The organism is Aestuariimicrobium sp. G57 (assembly GCF_050110855.1).
In the GTDB taxonomy this organism is placed as follows: Bacteria; Actinomycetota; Actinomycetes; order Propionibacteriales; family Propionibacteriaceae; genus Aestuariimicrobium.
Window position 1 is genome coordinate 88,059 of sequence record NZ_JBNINW010000002.1, and the last position, 21,465, is coordinate 109,523.

The 21,465-nt window shown below is 67.8% G+C and carries 22 protein-coding genes; 11 read left to right on the forward strand and 11 right to left on the reverse strand.

Annotated elements, in window-relative coordinates; translation table 11 throughout:
* The first annotated feature begins 199 nt into the window (after positions 1 to 199).
* Complete coding sequence (locus tag ACQCX5_RS04420; RefSeq protein WP_434540800.1) at positions 200 to 730, forward strand: flavin reductase family protein; 531 nt, start codon at positions 200 to 202, stop codon at positions 728 to 730.
* Here ACQCX5_RS04420 and ACQCX5_RS04425 read toward each other — a convergent pair.
* Positions 703 to 1,614, reverse strand: coding sequence for a type IV toxin-antitoxin system AbiEi family antitoxin domain-containing protein (locus ACQCX5_RS04425; RefSeq protein WP_434540801.1), 912 nt, complete (start codon positions 1,612 to 1,614; stop codon positions 703 to 705). The two genes, ACQCX5_RS04420 and ACQCX5_RS04425, sit on opposite strands and share 28 nt — an antisense overlap.
* Before the next feature lie 123 nt (positions 1,615 to 1,737).
* On the reverse strand, positions 1,738 to 2,190 hold the full coding sequence (locus ACQCX5_RS04430) for a BlaI/MecI/CopY family transcriptional regulator (protein ID WP_434541289.1): 453 nt from the start codon (positions 2,188 to 2,190) through the stop codon (positions 1,738 to 1,740).
* 63 nt (positions 2,191 to 2,253) lie between these two features.
* On the opposite strand from ACQCX5_RS04430, the gene ACQCX5_RS04435 reads away from it, so the two are divergent.
* The 7 genes from ACQCX5_RS04435 (at position 2,254) to ACQCX5_RS04465 (ending at position 10,763) form a co-directional block, all read left to right on the forward strand.
* Entirely contained in the window at positions 2,254 to 3,756 is a 1,503-nt protein-coding gene (locus ACQCX5_RS04435) for a cytochrome ubiquinol oxidase subunit I (RefSeq protein ID WP_434540802.1), read from the forward strand.
* Positions 3,757 to 3,781: 25 nt separating this feature from the next.
* Positions 3,782 to 4,849, forward strand: a complete 1,068-nt coding sequence (cydB, locus tag ACQCX5_RS04440; protein WP_434540803.1) for a cytochrome d ubiquinol oxidase subunit II — start codon at positions 3,782 to 3,784, stop codon at positions 4,847 to 4,849.
* Between the two features lie 278 nt (positions 4,850 to 5,127).
* Entirely contained in the window at positions 5,128 to 6,705 is a 1,578-nt protein-coding gene (gene cydD, locus ACQCX5_RS04445) for a thiol reductant ABC exporter subunit CydD (RefSeq protein WP_434541290.1), read from the forward strand.
* A complete protein-coding gene (cydC, locus tag ACQCX5_RS04450) occupies positions 6,702 to 8,309 on the forward strand; it encodes a thiol reductant ABC exporter subunit CydC (RefSeq protein ID WP_434540804.1) in 1,608 nt (535 codons plus the stop codon). Before cydD ends, cydC begins: the two co-directional genes overlap by 4 nt.
* A 54-nt stretch (positions 8,310 to 8,363) precedes the next feature.
* Positions 8,364 to 8,693, forward strand: a complete 330-nt coding sequence (locus ACQCX5_RS04455; protein WP_434540805.1) for a thiamine-binding protein — start codon at positions 8,364 to 8,366, stop codon at positions 8,691 to 8,693.
* A gap of 76 nt (positions 8,694 to 8,769) precedes the next feature.
* Positions 8,770 to 9,726, forward strand: coding sequence for an LppU/SCO3897 family protein (locus tag ACQCX5_RS04460; RefSeq protein WP_434540806.1), 957 nt, complete (start codon positions 8,770 to 8,772; stop codon positions 9,724 to 9,726).
* Between the two features lie 116 nt (positions 9,727 to 9,842).
* Positions 9,843 to 10,763, forward strand: a complete 921-nt coding sequence (locus tag ACQCX5_RS04465) for a hypothetical protein (protein WP_434540807.1) — start codon at positions 9,843 to 9,845, stop codon at positions 10,761 to 10,763.
* 109 nt (positions 10,764 to 10,872) lie between these two features.
* Here ACQCX5_RS04465 and ACQCX5_RS04470 read toward each other — a convergent pair whose 3' ends face one another.
* The 4 genes from ACQCX5_RS04470 to ACQCX5_RS04485 all read right to left on the reverse strand — a co-directional run bounded on the left by ACQCX5_RS04470 (position 10,873) and on the right by ACQCX5_RS04485 (position 15,336).
* Positions 10,873 to 12,102: a septal ring lytic transglycosylase RlpA family protein gene (locus ACQCX5_RS04470; RefSeq protein WP_434540808.1), complete on the reverse strand. Its 1,230-nt coding sequence runs from the start codon at positions 12,100 to 12,102 to the stop codon at positions 10,873 to 10,875.
* 197 nt (positions 12,103 to 12,299) lie between these two features.
* Positions 12,300 to 14,585: a heavy metal translocating P-type ATPase gene (locus ACQCX5_RS04475; protein ID WP_434540809.1), complete on the reverse strand. Its 2,286-nt coding sequence runs from the start codon at positions 14,583 to 14,585 to the stop codon at positions 12,300 to 12,302.
* Positions 14,586 to 14,743: 158 nt separating this feature from the next.
* A complete protein-coding gene (locus ACQCX5_RS04480) occupies positions 14,744 to 14,953 on the reverse strand; it encodes a heavy-metal-associated domain-containing protein (RefSeq protein ID WP_434540810.1) in 210 nt (69 codons plus the stop codon).
* A 50-nt stretch (positions 14,954 to 15,003) separates the two neighbouring features.
* A complete protein-coding gene (locus ACQCX5_RS04485) occupies positions 15,004 to 15,336 on the reverse strand; it encodes a metal-sensitive transcriptional regulator (protein WP_434540811.1) in 333 nt (110 codons plus the stop codon).
* Positions 15,337 to 15,868: 532 nt separating this feature from the next.
* Here ACQCX5_RS04485 and ACQCX5_RS04490 point away from each other — a divergent pair.
* Together ACQCX5_RS04490 and dnaB are read left to right on the forward strand one after the other, a co-directional pair.
* Positions 15,869 to 16,333, forward strand: a complete 465-nt coding sequence (locus ACQCX5_RS04490; RefSeq protein ID WP_434540812.1) for a nucleoside deaminase — start codon at positions 15,869 to 15,871, stop codon at positions 16,331 to 16,333.
* Positions 16,334 to 16,393: 60 nt separating this feature from the next.
* A complete protein-coding gene (gene dnaB / locus ACQCX5_RS04495; RefSeq protein ID WP_434540813.1) occupies positions 16,394 to 17,728 on the forward strand; it encodes a replicative DNA helicase in 1,335 nt (444 codons plus the stop codon).
* Here dnaB and lepB read toward each other — a convergent pair.
* From lepB to ACQCX5_RS04515, 4 genes are all read right to left on the reverse strand, one after another.
* Positions 17,676 to 18,197 (reverse strand): signal peptidase I, encoded by a 522-nt coding sequence (lepB, locus tag ACQCX5_RS04500; protein ID WP_434540814.1) that lies wholly within the window; start codon positions 18,195 to 18,197, stop codon positions 17,676 to 17,678. The genes dnaB and lepB overlap by 53 nt on opposite strands.
* Before the next feature lie 26 nt (positions 18,198 to 18,223).
* Positions 18,224 to 18,829: a DUF6448 family protein gene (locus ACQCX5_RS04505; protein ID WP_434540815.1), complete on the reverse strand. Its 606-nt coding sequence runs from the start codon at positions 18,827 to 18,829 to the stop codon at positions 18,224 to 18,226.
* Between the two features lie 69 nt (positions 18,830 to 18,898).
* The gene (locus tag ACQCX5_RS04510) at positions 18,899 to 19,261 is read right to left on the reverse strand and encodes a DoxX family protein (protein ID WP_434540816.1); all 363 of its coding nucleotides are present in this window, start codon (positions 19,259 to 19,261) and stop codon (positions 18,899 to 18,901) included.
* Between the two features lie 5 nt (positions 19,262 to 19,266).
* A complete protein-coding gene (locus tag ACQCX5_RS04515) occupies positions 19,267 to 19,857 on the reverse strand; it encodes a TetR/AcrR family transcriptional regulator (RefSeq protein ID WP_434540817.1) in 591 nt (196 codons plus the stop codon).
* A 196-nt stretch (positions 19,858 to 20,053) separates the two neighbouring features.
* On the opposite strand from ACQCX5_RS04515, the gene ACQCX5_RS04520 reads away from it, so the two are divergent.
* A complete protein-coding gene (locus tag ACQCX5_RS04520; protein WP_434540818.1) occupies positions 20,054 to 20,767 on the forward strand; it encodes a YceI family protein in 714 nt (237 codons plus the stop codon).
* 113 nt (positions 20,768 to 20,880) lie between these two features.
* On the opposite strand, the gene ACQCX5_RS04525 is transcribed toward ACQCX5_RS04520, so the two are convergent.
* The gene (locus ACQCX5_RS04525; RefSeq protein ID WP_434540819.1) at positions 20,881 to 21,459 is read right to left on the reverse strand and encodes a YceI family protein; all 579 of its coding nucleotides are present in this window, start codon (positions 21,457 to 21,459) and stop codon (positions 20,881 to 20,883) included.
* Positions 21,460 to 21,465 lie beyond the last annotated feature (6 nt).

The following is a 21,465-nucleotide window of genomic DNA, read 5'->3' on the forward strand; positions in this document are numbered from 1 at the left end:
GGGCCCAACGGCATGCTCATGTCGGCGGCGTTGCCCTCGACCCGCGATGCCCCTGACCCGCCTGACGCCACCCTGTGCCCCACTGACCAGAACCGGGCCGGAGATTGCGGAACCGCCCCCTCACGGGCGGATCCGGCGAACTTCGGCCCGGTTCTGGTCAGCAGTGGTTGCCGGGGGCCCGCGGACTACGCTGGCGCGCATGACCATCCATGCGGAGCACCCGTTCATCGACCCCGAGCGGGTGCTGGGGCGTCAATTGCGCGGCCGGCTCGGCAACCGCGTCAGCCTGTGGTGCGCCGGCGACCTCGCCGGCACGGGCAATGAACGCCCCGCGGGGCTCACCGTCAGCTCCTGCCTGGTCGTGCCAGGCGAGCCATGGCGGGTGGTGGGCTTCGTCGACCCTGCCTCAGACCTCGCGGCCGCCATCGAGCACACGGGTCGGGCCACGGTGGCGCTGCTGGAATGGCAGCACCGTGGGCTCGCGGACATGTTCGGCGGCATCGCGCCGGCGCCGGGCGGGGCATTCAGGCACGGCGAGTTCACCCAGACGGCTCATGGTCCCCGACTCGTCGATGCCACCACCTGGGCGGCCCTCGAACTGGAATCCACCGACGAGGTCGGCTGGAACCTGCAACTCACCTGTCGGGCCGTCGACATCGCGATCGGGCCCGATGAGAACCCGCTGCACCACACCCGGGGGCGTTACCGCACCTTCGACGCCGCCGACTGACGCCGCCGGTTGCGGCGCGCATCCTGCCTGGCCAGCGCCAGCACCCTCTTGATCAGGGCCACCAGCCGGACGGGGTCAGCCAGCATGCGCCACGTCACACGGATCACCCACCAGCCGTGTTCGACCAGCGCATTCTGCTTGTCGCGGTCGTCCTCGAACTGGTTGCGCTTCGAGTGGTGCACATAGCTGTCGGCCTCGATGACGACGCGCACACCCTTGAAGGCGATGTCGAGGGAACGCTCCTTGTCGAGCACCACCCCGAGGTTCGCCACCCACCCCTTGATGCCGGCGTCACGCAGCAACTCGTGCATGGCCCGCTCGAACTGTGACCATGGCTCATCGCGGCTGGCCCAGACCACCGGCCGGCGCTTGCCGTTGCCCCACCGTCCCCTGGCCCGCTCGAGCGCCTGGTCAAGGTGGCGGGCCTTCAACTCCCGCACCGCGAACAGGGCCCGGTCGATGGCCTCGCCCAGGTCATGCCTGGCCAGGTGCACCGCTGTCCGGGCCGCACGCGTCATCCTCAGGCCACGGCGGGTGATCACATCGGCCACCGGCACCCGCGAGCGATGCAGCCGGTACCCCCGCGGCGCCCACTTCTTGCGGGTGGAGTGGAACTCGATCTGGTCGATGTCTGCCTCGTCCCAGAATGAGAGCTTGGCGGCGGCATGACCCGTGATGACGGCATCGGGGTCCCAGAGCATCAGCGCGGCACAGCGCACCTCGAGCACGGTCGCGTGGGCGGCCAGGGCATAGATGCCCGGGAACATCCTCACCACCACCCCACGCGCCGCGAGCCTCGAAAGGGTACGGGCGCTGCCGGGCAGGTCGGCGGCGCGCACCACCCCGTGGCGGTCCAGCTCATCAAGCACATCTGCGGTCTTCACACCACGGTTATGTGGGGATTCAGCTCCGAGCGTCGGTTTTCCACAGGACAACTTTGAAATTCGGCGTTGTCCACAGCCGACCGCCCCGAGCCCGCCGTCCACAACCCGGCAGAACTTGCCCGATCACGGCGCCACCTGCCCGATTTTGCGAACTCCCGCCCGGTTCTGGTCACAGCCAGGCAGCAGCCCGGTGGCCAGCCCCGGCACGGCAGTGTTCAGTTGGCCGCCGGCAACGCGTTCAGCACCCCGCGCCACATGCTCCCGCTGCGTGGCCTGCAGCCGCTCCACCAACTGCGCCAGCACCAGGTTGGCCTCGTCGCCCGCCTGGTCGAGTAACGACTGCATCTCGCCCACGATCATCGCCGACCTCGTCTCGGACGGCCTGTAGATCCAGGCCCGCCCCTGCTGCTCACGCAGCACCGTGCCCTTCTTCGCCAGCCGGTCGAGCACGGTCATCACGGTCGTGTAGGCGAGTTGGCGATCGGCGCTCAACTGCTCGAAGACCACGCGCACCGACAGCGGCTCACGCGACGCCCACAAGACGTCCATGATCGCGCTCTCGAGATCTCCCAACATGGCCACGTGCTCAGTGTAGCGATCCGTTTGGGACAATACCACAGGACGTAGTACATTCCACCCATGGACGCTCAAGTGATTGCCAGATGGCAATTCGGGATCACGACGGTGTACCACTTCTTCTTCGTGCCGATCACCATCGGGCTGTCGATGCTGGTCGCTGTGATGCAGACGGTTTGGTACAAGACCGGCAACGACCGCTACCTCAAGCTGACCAAGTTCTACGGCAAGCTCTTCTTGATCAACTTCGCCCTGGGTGTCGTCACCGGCATCGTCCAGGAGTTCCAGTTCGGCATGAACTGGTCGGAGTATTCCCGCTTCGTCGGCGACGTGTTCGGTGCACCGCTGGCGCTCGAGGCACTGCTCGCCTTCTTCCTCGAGTCGACCTTCCTCGGGTTGTGGATCTTCGGCTGGGACAAGCTGCCCAAGAAGCTGCACCTGATGGCAATCTACTGCGCCGCGATCGGCACCATGATCTCGGCCATCTTCATCCTGGCCGCCAACTCCTGGATGCAGAATCCCGTCGGCGCCACCTTCCGCAACGGCCGCGCCGAACTCACCGACTTCGGCGCGCTGCTCACCAACCCGGTCTTCCTGGCCACCTACCCCCACCAGATCGCGGCCTCGTTCATGGTCGCCGGCGCGCTCGTTGCCGCCGTCGGCGCCTGGCACCTGGCCAAGCTCAAGCCCCGGCTGAAGGGCGAGGACGTCCCTGAGCAGGTCAAGCACGACGCCGGAACGTGGCGCTGGGCCTCGAGATTCGGTGCCTGCGTGCTGCTGGTGGCCAGTGTCGGCGTCATCATCTCAGGCGACTACCAGGGCAAGGTGATGGTCGAGGTGCAGCCCATGAAGATGGCCGCCGCCGAGGGCCACTACAACACCTCGGACGGGTCCAACTTCTCGGTGCTGTCCATCGGCAACCCTGCCGGCACCGAAGCCAAGCACATCATCGAGGTCCCCGGCCTGCTGGGCTTCCTGTCCACGGGCGTGTGGGGCGATGAGGTGCAGGGCATGAACGACCTGCGCGAGCAGTACGCCAACGAGGGTTTCAAGCGCAACGACGGCAGCCAGACCGAACTGCAGCGCACCTATGCGGCTGAGCTGCAGAAGAACTACCCCGGACTGAAGATCACCCCGAACGTGCCGGTCGCATACTGGGCATTCCGCCTGATGATGGGCCTCGGCTTCATCGGCATCGGCGGGGCCCTGCTCATCCTCTGGATGGTCCGCAAGGACAAGGTGCCGACCCCCACCAAGTGGTGGCAACTGGCGATGGGCGTGCTGCCGTTCGCGCCCTTGTTCGCCAACTCGTTCGGCTGGCTCTTCACCGAGATGGGCCGCCAGCCCTGGCTCGTGGCCGGTGTCATGCCGACCCTCGCGGGTGTCTCCCCGGGCACCTCGACGGGTGAGGTGCTGTTCTCGATGATCGTCTACACGCTGGTCTATGGCGGGCTGGCGGTGCTCGAGGTCGGCCTGTTCTTCCACTACATGCGCAAGGGCCTGCCCGAGGTGGGCCCGGTCGAAGTCCAGACGGACGAAGACGCGCCGATGTCGTTCGCCTACTAGGAGGTGTGAAGAAATGTTGGAAACCATGACCCTGCTCGAGACCGGGCACCCGGTCCTGACGCCCATCTGGTTCGTGCTGATCGCGATCCTGTGGACCGGCTTCTTCTTCCTGGAGGGGTTCGACTTCGGCGTGGCCATGCTGCTGCCGATCCTGGGCCGCACCGAGCGTCGCAAGCGGCTGATGGTCAACACCATCGGCCCGCTCTGGGACGGCAACGAGGTGTGGCTGCTCACCGCCGGCGGTTCGATGTTCGCAGCATTCCCCGGCTGGTACGCCACCCTGTTCTCGGGCCTGTACCTGCCACTGCTGCTGGTGCTGCTCGGCCTGATCATTCGAGGTGTCTCGTTCGAGTACCGCTCGAAGCACCCCGATTCCCGCTGGCGCAACACCTTCGACTGGATGGCCACCATCGGCTCATTCCTGCCCTCGCTGGTGCTCGGCATCGGCTTCGCGAACTTCGTGCGCGGGCTTGCCGTCGCCGGTGACCCGCCGCTGATCCCCACCTCGTTCTGGGGCCTGTTCACCCCGTTCGCGCTGCTCGGCGGTGTGCTGTTCGTGGTGCTCTTCTGCGCCCACGGCGCCACCTTCGTGTCGCTCAAGACCAAGGGTGAAATGCACGAGGACGCGCGCGCGCTGGCACAGAAGCTGGCCCTGGTGGCCGGCGTGCTGCTGCTGGTGTTCGCGGTGTGGGGCAACCTGGCCTACGGTCCTGACAACCCAGCCGCCCATGTGGTGACCTGGGTGCTCGGGCTGGTGGGCGGCCTCGCCGTGCTCGCGGCTGGTGTGCTCGTCGGTCGCAATCGCACCGGTTGGGCGTTCGTGTGCACGGGTGTGGGTGTGATCGGCCTTGTCGTGGCCATCTTCATCAAGATGTACGGCAACCTCGGCTTCTACACCGTGTCGGGCCCCGGCCTGGACATGTACCAGGCGTCGTCGTCGCCCTACACCCTGACGATCATGTCGATCGCCGCGGCGATCTTCGTGCCCATCGTGATCGGCTACCAGGCCTGGAGCTACTGGGTCTTCCGCAAGCGGATCAGCCTCGACAACCTGCCCGAAGACGCGCCGGAGCCGGTGCCGACTCCGGCCTGATCGCGTTGGCCCTGGCTGAACAAAGACGGCCCCGCACCACCCGGTGTGGGGCCGTCTGCATGTGGGGCTGCCCATTCATCCACCCGCCCAGCACCACCGCCCAGAACCAGCGTCCAGAACCGGGCCGAACTTCTCCGATCCGGCCTTGCACAGGCGGAATACCGTGAGTCCTGCCCGGTCCCGGACACCCAGCACCCGACATCACCACCAGGAGGCACACCATGGCCGGCCCCATCCACCCGAGGTTGTGGCAGCGGGCGCAGCCGACCCGCCGCTACATGGCGGCCAGCGTGGCCCCCGGCGTGGTCTCAGCCGCCCTGATGATCACCCAGGCGTGGCTGCTGGCCCGCGGCATCGTCGGCGTCTTCGAGACCCACCAACTCGGCCCCGTGACCTGGGTCATCCCCGCGCTGGTCACGGTGTTCGCCCTGCGTGGCCTGGTCTCATGGGTCAACGAGACCCTCGCCCACCGTGCCGCCGCCGAGGTGAAGTCGACCCTGCGCCGCGACATCCTGGCCGCGCGACTGGCCAACCCCACCCGCACCGACGTGCCGACCTCGACGCTGATCCAGGTGGTCAACCGGGGCCTCGAAGACCTCGACGGCTACTTCTCCAAATACCTGCCCCAGCTCGGCCTCGCACTGGTGGTGCCGCTCATCATCGGCACCGCGATCCTGGTCACCGACTGGCCCTCGGCGATCATCGTGGCGTTCACCCTGCCACTGATCCCGGTGTTCATGGCCCTCATCGGCTGGACCACCCAGAAGGCCGTCGCCCGCCGCTTTTCCGTCGCCGACCGCCTCGCCCACCACTTCGCCGACCTGATCGAGGGCCTGCCCACCCTGCAGGCCTTCGGCCGCGCACGGGCCCAGCGCAAGGGCGTCATCATCACCGAGGATGCCAACCGCCGCGAGACGATGCGCACGCTGTACGTCTCGTTCCTCAGCTCGTTCGCCCTCGAATTCCTGGCGACGCTCTCGGTCGCCGTCGTCGCGGTCACGATCGGCTTCCGCGTGGTCTACGGCCACGTCACCTTCTTCGATGCCCTGTTCGTGCTGGTGCTGGCGCCCGAGGCCTTCCTGCCTGTGCGCCAGGTCGGTGCCCACTTCCATGACTCCGCCGATGGGGTCGCCGCCGCCGACGCGGCCTTCGAGATCATCGACCACTCGGCCCCGGCCATGACCGGCACCGCCGCAGCCCCGGCCAGTGCCGACATCGTCGTCGACGCCGTCAGCTTCCAGCACCGCGGCGCCGAACGCCCCGCAGTCGATGCCGTCTCGCTGACGGTCCACCCCGGCGAGGTCGTTGCGCTCGCCGGGCCGTCCGGCAGCGGCAAGACCACGCTGCTCAGCCTGGTCATGGGGTTCGCCAGCCCCACCCGCGGCCAGATCCTGCTCGGCGCCCAGCCGCTGGCCGACACCGACCCCGACAGCTGGCACGCCCTCACCGCCTGGGTGCCGCAGACCCCCGGCATGGTCAACGGCACCGTCGCCGACAATGTGCGCCTGGGCCTGCCCACCGCCACCGATGACCAGGTCGCCGAGGCACTCGCCGCCGCCAGCGTCGATTTCCCACCTGACAAGCGCGTTGAAGACCTGGGCGAGGGACTCTCGTCGGGTGAGCGCCGGCGCGTCGCGATGGCCCGCGCCTGGTTGCGCATCACCCACGGCGCCGCCCGCTGGCTGGTGCTGGACGAGCCCACCGCCGGCCTCGATGCCGACGCTGAGGCCCAGGTGCTGGCCACCGTCCGCGCCACCGGCGCCGGGGCACTGGTGGTTTCGCACCGCCCGGCGGTGCTCGCCGTCGCCGACCGTGTCGTCGAACTCGAGACCACCAGGAATGGGGTGCCCGCATGAACCAGCTGCGCCACCTCTTCAGCCAGGTGCTCGCCGACGTTCCCCACGGCCGCTGGCGCCTCGTGGCCTCGGTCCTGCTCGCGGCGTGCGCGTCCGGCGCCTCGGTCGCCCTCATGGGCGTCTCGGGATGGTTGCTCAGCCGCGCCGCCGAGATGCCGCCGGTGCTCTACCTGCAGGCCGCCGCCGTCGGTGTGCGGTTCTTCGGCATCAGCCGCGGGTTCTTCCGCTACGTCGAACGCCTCGTTGGCCACGACCTCGCCCTGCGCCTGCAGCAGGCCCTGCGCCTGCGCACCTACGACTCGCTGAGCCGCACCACCCTGCTCGGACGACGTCGCGGTGACCTGCTCAACCGTGTCATCGGCGACGTTGCCGCCATCAACGACCTGGTCGTGCGCGTGGTGGTGCCGTTCTGTGCCGCGTCGCTCGTCATTATCGGGACGACGCTGCTGCTCGGCCGGTTCTCGATCGGCTCGGCGCTGGTGTTGTTCACCACCTCGGTGCTCGCCGGCATCGTCGTGCCGCTGCTGACCAGCCGCATCACCCGTGGCCACGACGCCGCGGTCGCCCCCGTGCGCGGACGCCTCGCCGACGAGGTGCATGAACTGGCGCGGGCTGCGTCCGACCTGGTCGCCGCCGGGGCCGGCACGGCCGCCCTCGACAAGGCCCTGGCCCGCGACGCCGAACTGCGCCGCATCGAGGCCCGCACCTCGTGGGTTCGCGGGCTGGCCCAGGGCGCCCAACTGCTTGCCACCGGCATCGCCGTGGCGAGCGCCCTGTGGATCGGCGGGGCCGCCGTCGAGTCCGGCGACCTGAAGCCGCGGCTGCTCGCGGTGCTGGTGCTGGTGCCGCTGGCGATGCACGAGGTGATCAATGGCCTCACCCAGGCCGCGCAGACCTTCACCCGCACCCGCAGTGCCCTGACCCGACTCGACGCGGTGCTGGCCGCCGAACCGGTCGGCCAGGGCGATGTGACCGGCGAACACAGCACTGACCCCGCCCTGGTCGTCGACCATGCCGACATCGGCTGGCCGGGGCACGCCCCCGTGGTCCGCGACTTCTCGCTGGCGGTCGGGCGCGGCGAGCGGGTGGCCCTGGTCGGCCCCTCGGGCAGCGGCAAGACGACGGTCGCCGCGACCCTGATGGGCGCGATCCCGCCCCAGTCGGGCACCGTGGCCGTGCGCGGGCGCGTCGGCTACCTGGCCCAGGACGCGCACCTGTTCGCGACCACCGTCGCCGAGAATGTGCGCATCGGCCACAAGGACGCCACCGACGCCGACGTGCTCGAAGCCCTGGGGCGGGCCCGACTGCCCCTGGCACCCGATCGTGTGCTGGCCGAGGCAGGCACCGCCATCAGCGGTGGCGAGGCCCGGCGCCTGGCACTGGCGCGGGTGCTCGTCCACGACTCGGACTGCTGGATCATCGACGAACCCACCGAGCACCTCGACAGCGAGACGGCACAGGCGCTCATGGACGACCTGTGGCAGGCGGCCGGGGACCGCCCGGTGCTGGTGATCACCCACGACCCGGCTGTCATTGCCGCGTGCGGACGCATCATTGACCTCGCCGGGCACGACACCGGCACAGGTCAGGTCACAGCCCGGTAGCGGTGTTGTCCGGCACCTGTTGCCCCGCACCCGGCGCATGGAAGGATGGGCACCATGCTCGTTGCCTTCTCAGTCGCCCCCAGCATGAACAATCCCGACGCCTCGGTGCATGATGCGGTCGCCCGTGCCGTGCAGATCGTGCGTGATTCTGGCCTGCCGAACCGCACCGATGCCATGTTCACGACCATTGAGGGCAGTTGGGACGAATGCATGGATGTGGTGCGCCGGTGTTCGGACGCCATGCTCGAGTACGGACCGCGGGTCTCACTGGTGTTGAAGGCGGACATCAGGCCAAGTCACACCGGGGAACTGGACGGCAAGCTGGTGCGTCTGGAAGAGGCCATCGCGAAGGCCCGGGACGGCGAACAGCCCACCGGGTCCTGAATTCTGACCATCCTCGGGTGACCCTTTCGATCGTTACGATCGATTCACCTCATTCAGGACTTTCGAGGAGTCTCACATGTCGAACCCGCCCTACAACCCGAACCAGCCCGGAGGCTACGGCCAGGACCCGTACGGCCAGCAGCCCCAGCAGGGCGGCTACGGACAGCAGCCCCAGCAGGGCGGCTACGGCCAGGACCCTTATGGTCAGCAGTCACCGCAGGGTGGCTATGGCCAGCAGCCCCAGCAGGGCTACGGCCAGCAGCCCCAGCAGGGCGGCTACGGCCAGCAGAACTACGGACAGCCCCCGGCAGGCGGCGGCTACGGCGGCGGGTACACCCCGCAGCAGGAGCCCCCGAAGAAGAACAACACACCGCTGATTGCCGCGATCGTGGCAGTGGCCGTGCTCGTGGCCGGCGTCGGTATCTGGGCGCTGACCCGCGGCGGCGACTCCGCGACCACCACCCCGGTCAGCACCGCGACGTCCCAGTCGCCGAGCGAATCGCCGTCCGAGACTGAGACCTCACCCCAAGAGACCGAGACGTCCCCCGAGGAAACGGAGACCTCGCCTGAAGAGACCGAGACCACGCCTGAAGAGACCGAGACGGCGCTGGGCTACAAGGCGGGCGACTGCATCCGGATCACCGAGGTCTCGACCTCGCGCTACAACCTGTCCAAGGCTGAGTGCGGCGACCTGTCCGGCAGCTCGTTCTACGTGGCCAAGGTCATCACCGATGGCGGCACCTGTGCCACCAACTACGCGCGCTACACCACCACCCGCGGTGGCACCACGACCCGCCTGTGCCTGATGGAAAACCTCGAGCAGGGCAAGTGTTACACCAAGTCGACCACCAAGGTGTTCGGCGAGGCTGTCATCGACTGCGCCAAGTCGACCAAGTCGACCGACTTCAAGCTCGTCAAGCGCGTCGACGGCAAGGCCGACAAGAACCTCTGCACCGCCGGCACCGGCAACACGGTGCGAGTCGCTCCCGACGGCCCCGCGCCGCGTACCTATTGCATGAGCCGCGCCAACTAGTAGCGGCCCCCTGCATCACAGCGCTGCCCACCCGGCTCTTCCCGGGTGGGCAGCGCCACTTCCACAGCCAACACGTCCACCGGTGACGCACCCCGAACGTCGTTCCAGGAGTACACATGTCCAATCCCCCGAACCAGGGAAACCCGAATCCCCATGGCCCGTGGGGCCCCCAGGGGCAGCCACAGAACCAGCCGAGCGCCGGGCAGCCCTATGGACAGCCGAGCGCCGGGCAGGCCCCGCAGGGCTACGGCCAGCAGGCGCAGGGCTATGGCCCGCCGCAGGGCTATGGCCAGCAGTACAGCCAGCAGCCGCAGCAGTACGGCCAACAGCCGCAGGGCTACGGGCAGCAGGGTGGGGGGCAGGGCCCGTACTACCCCGGTCCCGGCCCCGAGCAGCCCAAGAAGAACAACCTGCCGATGATCATCGGTGCCGCCGTGGTGGCGCTGGCCCTGATCCTGGGTGGCGTGTGGCTGCTGAACCGGGACGACAACACCGCGGCGCCCACGACCAACCAGACGACGCAGCAGAACTCGACACAGCCGCAGACCAGCACCGAGCCGCAGTCGACCGAGCCTGAAACCACAGAACCTGAAACCACCGAACCTGAAACCACCGAACCCGAAACCACCGAACCCGAAACCACCTCGGCACCCCCGAACACCGGTAAGGCGCCGGCCGACCCCGGCAAATGGACCTCACTGAGCGCGAAGTCGATCAAGCCCGCAGCATCGTTCGACGGCTGGCAGAACTCGAACACCACCGCCACCACCAACACCGTCTCGATCTATCTGAAGGGCCAGACTGCGGCCCTCGCGATCGTGCTGGCCGTGCCGAACGGCGGCGAGGCGGCGCGGGCGAAGCTGGTCAACGCTGCAGTGAGCGGCGATGCCGTCTGCGGCAACTCCGCCACCAGCGACGACACCGACACCGCGAGCTGCTTCATCGACCTGGCTGACGGTTACGTCCAGTTCACCGTCAAGCAGCCGGTGGCCCAGGCGGGCGTCACCGCCACAAAGTGGCTCGAGGCTTCTTCCTGAGCCGAGCGACTGCCTCGTCCAACACCACCAAAGCAGACACCCCAAACACACAGCGCGGGCCCCCCATCAAAGGAGGGCCCGCGCTGTGGGTTGACAGCAAGCTGCTGGATCAGACCTGCACGTAAGTCACCTGGGCGACACCGGCGCTCTCGGGCGCGATCTGCAGGAACGCCCCCTTGGCCAGGTCGAGGCAGCGGCCACCGATGTAGGGGCCACGGTCATTGATGGTCACGACGACGCTCTTGCCATTGGCGACGTTGGTCACCTTGAGCTTGGTGCCGAACGGCAGGGTCTTGTGCGCGGCGGTCATGCCCCAGGGGTTGAACGTCTCGCCCGTGGCGGTCATCTGGCCCTGCCAGTACATCGAAGCCTCACAGCTGCCCGAGTAGCCACCGGACTTGGGCGTCGAGCTGGTCGTGCTGGGGGTGCTGGTGGTCTTCGGGGCGGTCGACGTCGACGACGGGGACGAGTTGTTCGAGCTGGTCTCGGGCTGCTTGGTGCCCACGGCGATGACCTCGGTCACCGGCTGCTTGACGACCTTCTCGCCCGTCTTGTGGTTGTTCGAGACGAGCTTGCCGTCGAGGTAGACCTGCGTGATGAAGGTCTGCTTCTGGCCCTTGACGCCCTTGGTGATGACCTTGGTCTCGCCCTTGGGCAGGGTGGCGTCCTTCTGCTCCTTGACGTCGTAGGCGACATCAGAGGTCACGACGATCGGACGGTAGGCCACGTCCTGGTAGGTGATCTTCTGGCCGGCGCTCACGGGGCTCTCGGGCTTGGCGCTCACCTTGTCGAGGGAATCCAGGGTGATGCCGGCCTTCTTGAGCGCGTCGCCGACGGTGGCGTTGCCGGGCACCTCGACGGTGGTGGTGCCCAACTTGCTCGTGATCGTGACCGTCTTGGGGGTGGTGACGCTCACCTGCAGGCCCTCACGGCCCAGCGCGGTCGACCGGTTGGTCGAGAGGATGTTGTCGGCATCGTCCAGGTTGAACTGGGCCAGCGCGTCGTCGAGGGTCAGCGCGGTCGTCCAGCGGGTGACGGTCTTGCCGTCGATCGTCAGCGTGACAGGCTTGCCCACCTTGACGGTGACCGCGGTACCGTCGCTGATCTTGGTGTTCAGGGCCGGCGCGACCACGTCATGCTCACCGACGGTGATGTTCAGCTGGTCGAGCAGACCCTGCACGTCCTTCGCGCGGGTCGACACGTTCTGCACCTGGCCGTCGGTGGTGACGGTGACGGCATCGGTGTCCATGGCGATCGCGGTGGCGGTGCCCCCGCCGATCAAGCCAAGGGCGACCACGCCGGACAGCGCGATCAGCGCGGGGCGGGAAACCTTCTTCACGAGCTTTGTTACCTCTCAACAGCGACGCAGCCCGGGTGATGACAGCGTCTCGGAACGGGCCCAGCCTGAGCCAAGCCTGTCTCAGCATAAGCGTTCGATGAGAGATTCCCAAATGAAAGCTGAGAAACCTTCAGCCGCCCCGCCGACCTTGTGGGTCGACGGGGCGGCTGCAGTGTGTGGGCTCCGTGGACGAGGCCTCAGCGACGGCGCTTGAATGCTCGCAGTCGCAGGCTATTGCCCACCACGAACACCGAGCTGAACGCCATCGCGGCGGCGGCGAACATCGGGTTCAGGAAGCCCAGGGCCGCGACCGGGATCGCGATCACGTTGTAGAAGAACGCCCAGAACAGGTTCACCCGGATCGTCTTCAACGTGGCCCGCGACAGGCGCACCGCATCGGCGGCCAGCAGCAGGTCGGACTGCATCAGCGTGATGTCGCTGGCAGCGATCGCCGCATCGGTGCCGCTGCCCATCGCCATGCCGAGGTCGGCCTGGGTCAGCGCTGCGGCGTCGTTCACGCCGTCACCCACCATCGCCACGCGGCGTCCCTGCGACTGCAGTTCACGCACGACGTCGAGCTTGTGGCTGGGCAGCACCTCGGCATGCACCTTGTCGATGCCCACCTTCGCGGCCATCGCCCGGGCGGCGTGCTCGTTGTCGCCGGTCAGCATGACGGGCTCGAGACCCAGGTCGCGCAGTTCGCGGACGGCGGCGGCGCTGGTCGGCTTCACGGTGTCCTGCACCTCGACCAGGCCTAGCAGCCCGCGGTCGTCGGCGACGAACACCAGGGTCGCACCCTCGTCGGCGGCGCGGTTGACCGCAGCCACCAGCTCGGGGCCGGGCTCGTGGCCCTGCTGCTGCATGAGCGCACGGTTGCCGGCATGGTGCACGACCCCGTTGACGGTGCCGCGCACGCCGAAGCCGGGCAGGTTCTCGAAGTCGGTGGCCGGTTCGACCTGGCCTGCCGCCTCGACGATGGCGCGGGCGATCGGGTGTTCCGAGTTCGACTCGAGGGCACCGGCGAGGGCCAGCAACTGCTCTGCCGGCAGCGACTCTCTGGTCGCGGTGCGGGCGTCGTCCGCGACGGTGACCGAGGTCACCGACATCTGGCCGGTGGTCAGGGTGCCGGTCTTGTCGAGCACGACGGTATCGATGGAATGGGCCTGCTCGAGCACCTCGGGGCCACGGATGACGATGCCGAGCTCAGCACCTCGTCCGGTGCCGGCGAGCAGCGCCGTGGGGGTCGCGAGCCCCAGGGCGCAGGGGCAGGCGATGATCAGCACCGCGACGGCGCTGGTGACGGCGAACGACAGGGACGCGCCGGCGATGAGCCAGGCGATGAACGTGACGAGGGCAATCGCGAGCACGACGGGCACGAAGATGCCAGAGATCTTGTCGGCCAGCCGCTGCACCTGGGTCTTGCCGGTCTGGGCCTGTTCGACGAGGCGGGCGATGTGGGCGAGCTGGGTGTCCTGGCCGATGGCGGTGGCGCGCACGGTGAGGCGGCCGCTGGTGTTGATGGTGGCACCCACCACGGTGCTCTCGGGGCCGACCTCGACGGGCACCGACTCACCGGTGATCATGGCGGCATCGATGGCCGAGTTGCCGGTGAGCACCACGCCGTCGGTGGCCACCTTCTGGCCGGGGCGCACGACGAAGACATCGCCGACGGCGAGTTCTTCGATCGGGATCTCGACCTCGACCTGGCCGCCATCGGGGCCATCGCGCAGCACGACGGCCTGCTTGGCGCCCATGTTCAACAGCTCGCGCAGGGCGGCACCGGCCTCACGCCGGGAGCGCGCCTCGATGTAGCGGCCCAGCAGCAGGAACGTGATGATGGCGACGGCGGCCTCGAAATAGACGCTGGCGCCCGACATCGAGCGGTCGAGCGTGAACTCGAAGGGGTGGACGAAGCCGAGGTCACCGGCATGGGTGAAGCCCAGGGCGTAGATGCTCCAGCCCATGGCGGCAGTGGTGCCCAGGGTGATCAGGGTGTCCATCGTGGTGGCGCCGTGGCGCAGGTTCACCAGCGTGGACTTGTGGAACGGCCAGCCGGCCCACAACCACACGACCAGCGCCAGCACCAGCGAGACGTACTGCCAACCCGTGAACTGCAGCGCGGGGATCATGGCCATCGCCATGACGGGCACGCTCAGCACGATCGAGACGATCAGCCGCGTGCGCAGCTGGGCGGCCCGGTCGACGGGCACGGCTTCGGGCTCGGGGATGCTCGCCCCGTAGCCGGTGTTCTCGACGACCTTGATCAGGTCGTCGGCGCCCATGGCCTCGGGGGCGAGGATGTGGGCCTTCTCGGTGGCGTAGTTGACGCTGGCCTGCACGCCCTCGACCTTGTTGAGCTTCTTCTCGATGCGGGCGGCACACGAGGCGCAGGTCATGCCCTGGATGTCGAGTTCGATCGAGTTGCGCAGGTCGCGTTCTGGCGCGATGCGGGTTGGTTCAGTGGTGCCAGTGGTGGCAGTCATGCCGGGCTTCTCCTGAGGAGTTCTGGTGCTGGGTGGGGTGCCTCGCCGGTGGTGTCCGCAACCGGGCAGGAGTTGGCGACCAGCGGCACACGATGGCGCGGATCGCGAACTCCTGCCGGGTTGTGGACATGCCGCGATGCGACAGGTTGGGGGTCGGCTCAGGCCGGCTGCACCGCGTAGTTGCCGGCCTCGGCAACGGCGGCCTTGATGGCCTCGAAGTCGACGGCCTGGGCGCTGGTGACGGCCATGGTGCCGCCCTCGAGCTTCACCTGGACGTCCGAGACGCCCTCGATGCCGCTGACCTCTTCGGTCACAGCGCCGACGCAGTGGCCGCAGGTCATACCGGTAACGGTGTAGTTGCTGATCATGGTTCTCCCTTGTGGGTGTGGTGGGTTGTTGCCAGGTGGTGCGACGCCGGTCAGGACTTGACGAGGCGCTTGATGGCCGCGCTGGCTTCAGAGATCTTCTCGTCGGCCTCGACGCCACCCTTGCGGGCCGCGTCGAGCACGCAGTGGCTCATGTGGTCTTCGAGAAGGGCCAGCGCCACCGACTCGAGGGCGCTCTTCATGGCGGTCACCTGGGTGAGGATGTCGATGCAGTAGGTGTCCTGCTCGACCATCCGTTGCAGGCCGCGGGCCTGCCCCTCGATGCGACGCAGGCGCTTCAGATAGTCGTCCTTGGCAGACATGTAGCCATGGTGACCACCGTGGTGGCCGTCATGGGTCACGTCTTCAGTGGGTGTTTCGGTCATGCGCCGACCATACCCCCGGGGGGTACTGGCCCCAAAACCGGGGGTGGCAAATTCGCCTGTCGGCAGACGAGGCGAACCCCGCACGGTGGGCACCCGGTTCCAAGATCAACAGCAGCCCACCAGCAGCTTCACCGGGTCCGCCCCGACCAAGATCAACAGCTCGGCGCTCCGCGACCTCCTACCACCTGTGGACAAAGCCCTGGCGAGCCGGTTGAATGATCAGCTTTTCCCCAACCTGAGAACCTGCTTTGGGCATCGCTGTCAACAGCCCCCGCCCCCAAAGAATTTTCCTTCGTTGGTAAAACCGGTAGTCAACAGCGGGTTACTGGCCAGATGAACGAGATACCCACAGCCATGACAGTGTTGTCCACAGCATTCTCCCCGCACGTCCACCACAGTCCACAGGCGGGACCCCAGCCTGTGGATAACTCGCATTGCCGAACCGCTTGCGCGCAACCCAACGGGGCCGTATCGTTGCGCAGTCCGCCATGTCAGGCAGGGCCGGCCCGAGCACCGCCAGGAGGGCATCACCATGGACCATCTCGAGGCAGCAATTGCCGCGGCGATCGCCAACGTCACCGCAGGCGGGGGACCCTTCGGTGCTGTCCTGGTCGCCCCGGATGGTCGAACGTTCACGGCCGCCAACCGGGTGACCGACCTCAATGACCCCACCGCCCACGCCGAGGTCATGGCCATCCGGGCGGCCGGCGCGGCCCTCGGCACCTTCGACCTGACCGGCTGCGTGCTCTACGCCTCGTGCCAGCCGTGCCCCATGTGCCTCGCGGCAGCGCAGTGGGCCCGCCTCGACCGGGTGGAATTCGCTGCCACCGGCGACGATGCCGCCGCAGCCGGCTTCGACGACGACCTGATCCTGCGGGGCCTTCGGGGTGAAGCAGTGCTCGAAACCCCGGTGACCCGGGCGCACCTGGACCACCCCGACGACCGGCTGGCCCCCTTCCAGGCCTGGGCGGCCCATGAGGGCAAGGTGCATTATTGAGGGGCCCTTCCGCCCACTAGAGTCGGGTGCTGTTGGCCGTGGAACGAGTGAGGGGGACCGGTGAGCGAGGGCTTTGACCAGGGCATCGACCGCACTCCCCCTCAGGACATCGCCGCCGAGCAGAGCGTGCTCGGTGCCATGCTGATGAGCAAGGACGCCATCGCGAATGTCGTTGAGGTGCTGCGGGGGCGCGACTTCTACCGCCCCGCCCATGAGCAGGTCTTCGACGCCATCATCGACCTGTACGGCCGCGGTGAACCGGCCGACCCCATCACCGTCGCCGATGAACTGGGCAAGCGTGGTGAACTCAGCCGCGTCGGCGGCCATGTGTACCTGCACGACCTGCTCTCGTCCATCTCGGTGGCGGCCAACGCCTCGTACTACGCCGAAATCGTGCGCGACAAGGCCGTGCTGCGCCGGCTGGTCGAGGCATCGATCAAGGTCGCCCAGCTCGGCTACCAGGCCCAGGGTGACGTCGCCGACATCGTGGACGCGGCCCAGCAGGCGGTCTATGAGGTCGCTGACGGCAAGGCGAGCGAGGACTACCAGCCGCTGAAAGACCTGATCGAGCCGACCATCGACGAGATCGAGGCCATCGAGGGTCGCAAGGGCATGATGTCGGGCGTGCCCACCGGCTTCGCCGACCTCGACAACCTGACCAACGGCCTGCACCCGGGGCAGATGATCATCGTCGCGGCCCGTCCGGCAGTCGGAAAGTCCACCCTGGCGCTCGACTTCGCCCGCGCGGCGGCCATCAAACACAAACTGGCCACGGTCTTCTTCAGCCTCGAGATGAGCCGCACCGAGATCGTCATGCGCCTGCTCAGCGCCGAGGCCCAGGTGTTCCTGGGCTCGATCCGCGGCGGCAAGATGAACGACGAGGACTGGCGCCGCGTCGTCAACAAGACCCCCCTGATCTCGGAGTCACCGCTCTACATCGACGACTCGCCCAACCTGACGATGATGGAGATCCGGGCCAAGGCGCGGCGCCTGAAGCAGCGCCACGACCTGAAGATGGTGATCATCGACTACATGCAGCTGATGACCTCTGGCAAGAAGGTCGAGAGCCGCCAGCTCGAGGTCTCGGAATTCAGCCGCCAGATCAAGCTGTTGGCCAAAGAGCTCGAGGTGCCGGTCATCGCGCTGAGCCAGCTGAACCGTGGCCCCGAGCAGCGCGGTGACAAGAAGCCGATGCTGTCCGACCTGCGTGAGTCAGGCTCGCTCGAGCAGGACGCCGACATGGTCATCCTTCTGCACCGCGAAGACGTCTATGACAAGGACAATCGCCCCGGTGAGGCCGACCTGATCGTGGCCAAGCACCGCAACGGGCCGACCGACACCATCACGACGGCGTTCCAGGGGCATTACTCACGTTTCGTCGACATGCAGGGCTGAACCCGGACGACGCCAGCGCCCGCGGCGCTGATTGCCTTCGCCCCACTCGCGGCCACACCACCCTGCCCAGCACCGCCCCGACCGGCACATCGGGTCGGCCCCACCGGCGACTGTCACTGGACTGCTCGCGGTTGTCACCCACCAGGAACACGCCGCCGTCGCCGACCTGGTGCCGGTGCGCACGTCCGTCCTTGTCGAAGACGACCCAGTCGCCCGGCAACCCGACGGCCCGCTTGACCACGACGCGACCCAGTTCGTGCGAGTGGACGAGCACGACGTCACCACGGTTGAGCTGGTGCAGGCCGCGCACCCGGCGCACGAGCAGCCGCTGACCGGGGTCGAGCGTCGGCCGCATCGACGACGACTCGACCCGGGCCGGGAAGAGGACCCAGCGGCGCAGTGCCAGGCCGGCCACGGCGCCAGCGATGGCGATGGCGGCGATGGCCAGCAGCCAGGTGAGCTGGTTCATGGGTCCTCCTCCCGGGTGGTGGTTGGTCAGTGGGCGTGGTGCTCGTCGTGACCGTGGTGACCGTGCTCTTCACCTTCTGCAAGGTGGAAGAAGCTGACATAGGCCTCGATGTAGGACCGCCCGGCCTCCACGTCATCCACGTTGAAGTCCTTGCGGGCCAGCACGTCGGCGAACCGTTCAGCCAGCTCGTCATGCAGTTCGGCGGGCACCAGTGCCTGGAGCGGGGCCAGGTTGCCGACCTCGATCGCCTCGTCAGCCGCCGCGACACGGGGGTCGATGGCGGTCCCACTGGGCTGGATGCCGGTGTACGGCGCCCCCTCACCGGCGCGGTGGATGCGGACGAAGTTCTCGAGGAACCACTGGTCGGCCACGACCCGTGCTGCCTCGCCGAGGGCGCGGGCCGCCCGGGCCTGGTCGAAGATGCGGGTGAGCTCTTCGGTGCCGTCGGCGTGCACCCACTTCAGGGCGATGTTGAGGTTGCCCTCCTCGAGGGCTGTGCGGCCGTCCTTGACGGCGGGGCCGTCCATGGTGTCGCAATGGGCACTGGCGGTGGCGGGGTGCAGCAACAGCGCTGCGGCCAGGGCTGCCAGGCCGGTGATGATCGCGAGGGTGATCGCGATGGTGGTGGTCATCATTCCTCCAATGTTCGGACCGGATGTGACCACGCTAGGTCGCCGGCGCGCGGCATTCCTTGACGCAGGTCAAGCCGGGCCGAAGGCGAGCACGAGCGCCGCGACGGACAGCACCAGCATGCCCACGCAGTTGACCCAGAACGTCTGGCCGGTGAACCGTGCGCGCACATGGGCCACGGCCGCGCACACGAAATAGGCGATCACGCCGACGTTGGCGGCCAGGGCCACACCCGGCCACCACAGGCCGACGACCAGCCCGGCGACGGCGAGCAATTTGACCACCACCAGCACCCACCACCACTCACGCGGAAAGTGGACGCCGTCGAGGCAGTCGCGGACGAACTTCGGTGGGTACGCGGTCAGCAGGGCATCGACCAGCACGACCAGGGCCAGTGCGGCCGAGGGCCACCAGGGATCGGGGATGATGGACATGAGGGCTATTCCTTGCCGGGGCAGATGGCGTCGAAGGTGGCGCGCAGGTCGGCGGCGACGTCGTCCGGGTCGACCGTGCTGCGGGACGCCCACAGCAACAGCGTGCCCACGTAGGCGGCGTACAGCGCCCTCGCCCTGTCGCGGGACTGCGGCGCAGGGACGCCGTGGGTGACGATCACCTCGCCGAACTGCTCGACCAAGCGGTCGGCCAGGTCTGTCAGCAGCGACGACGAGTGGTTGCCCGACACCAGGATCGAGACATAGCAGCGCGACAGGCCCGGGTGGTCGGTGAACAGCGTGACGAACGGCCGGACGACGCGCAGCAGCCCGTCGGCACAGCTCTCGCCGGGCGCGGATGCCACCGGATCGGCGCCGGCCCATTCCCGCTGCAGCGCCGCGACCAGGTCGTCGAAGACGCGCACCAGCAGGGCGGGTTTGTCGCCGACGGCCATCACCGTGCCCGGGCTGACCGCGCTGGCCTCGGCAATGTCGCGCACCGTGGTGGCGGCGAACCCACGCTGCATGAACAAGCGGCTGGCCGCGTCGATGACAAGCGCCTGGGTCGCTTCTTTCAGCTGGGCACGGGTGGTGCGCACGGTCGTCCGCCTTTCAGTGAATGCATTCATCGAACATGTTCAGTGAACATGTTCAGCGTACGCTCGGCGCAACCAGGAACACAAGGGGCTAGGCTGGGGTCGTCGTAGTTGACAGTTCAACCAGCACGGCCTACTATTACTTGTGCATTCAACTTTCGGTGGGCTTCTGGGCTCGCCCCGTCACCCAAGGACACTCATGAGCACCCTGAACACCCTCAGCGGCACCTACACCATCGACCCCACCCACACCGAGATCGGCTTCGTCGCCCGCCACGCCATGGTCACCAAGGTGCGCGGCCAGTTCACCGAGTTCGAGGGCAACGCCTCGACCGAGGCCGGCGTCACCAACGCCTCGATCAACCTGACCGTCCAGGTCGCCTCGGTGAAGACCGGTTCGGCTGACCGCGATGGCCACCTGCTGTCGGCCGACTTCTTCGACGCCGCCACCTTCCCGGTGATCACCTTCACCTCGACCCGGGTGAGCGCCACCGACGAGAACACCCTTCTGGTTGCCGGCGACCTGACCATCAAGGACGTCACCCGCGCCATCGAGATCCCCTTCGAGTTCGAGGGCGCTGCGCTCGACCCGTTCGGCAACGAGCGCGTCGGCCTGAGCGGCTCGGTCGTGGTCAACCGCAAGGACTTCGGCCTGACCTGGAACGCCGCCCTCGAGACCGGTGGCGTGCTCGTGAGCGAGGACATCACCCTCAACTTCGAGGTCTCGGCCATCAAGGCTGTCGAGGCTGCCGCCGACGAGACCGCTGCCGATGAGGTCGTCGAGGCCGCCGAGGCCGAGGTCGTCGAGCCCGCCCCGACCCGCGCTGCCGTCGAGGACGAGCCCAAGGCCGAGGTTGCCCAGGGCGGGTTCATGGGCTGGATCAAGAAGATCTTCGCGCCCAGCAACCGCTGAACCACGGGCTCTGAGTCATAGGAACCACCAGAAACCCTGCCCTTGATGCGTCGAGGGCAGGGTTTCTTTCTGTCGTGTGGTGGCAGGCGGCTGCTGGCCCGTGGACGGGTTCCTCAGCCCTCGCCGGCCAGCTTCGGCAGGTCCTGCTCACGCACCGCACTGACGCTGATCTCGATGTTGATCCGCTCCGAGACCAGCACGCCACCCTTGTCGAGCGGCACATTCCACCTCAGTCCGAAGTCCTCGCGGTTGATGCGACGGGTGCCTTCGAAGCTGGCGCGTTCCACCCCGCTGAGGGGGTCGACCTGCACGCCGAGAAAGTCGAGCGGCAACGAGATGCTGCGGGTGACATCACGGATCGTCAGGTCACCCTGCACGAGCAGGACGTCCTCATCCACCTCTTCGACAGACGTGCTGATGAACGTCATCTCGGGCCAGCGCTCGACGTCGAAGAAGTCGGCGCTGCGCAGGTGCGCGTCGCGTTGTTCCTGGTTGGTGTCGACGCTGGCCACGCGCACGTGCACCTGCACCGATGAGGCCTCGACATCGTCGGCATTCGCGTCGATGCGAATGTCGAAATCGGTGAACTTGCCACGGATCTTCGTCACCACGGCATGCCGGGCGATGAACACGAGCGACGAGTGCGCCGGGTCGGCAACCCAGGTACCTGACAGGGAGCTCGGATAGGGCATGTGTGT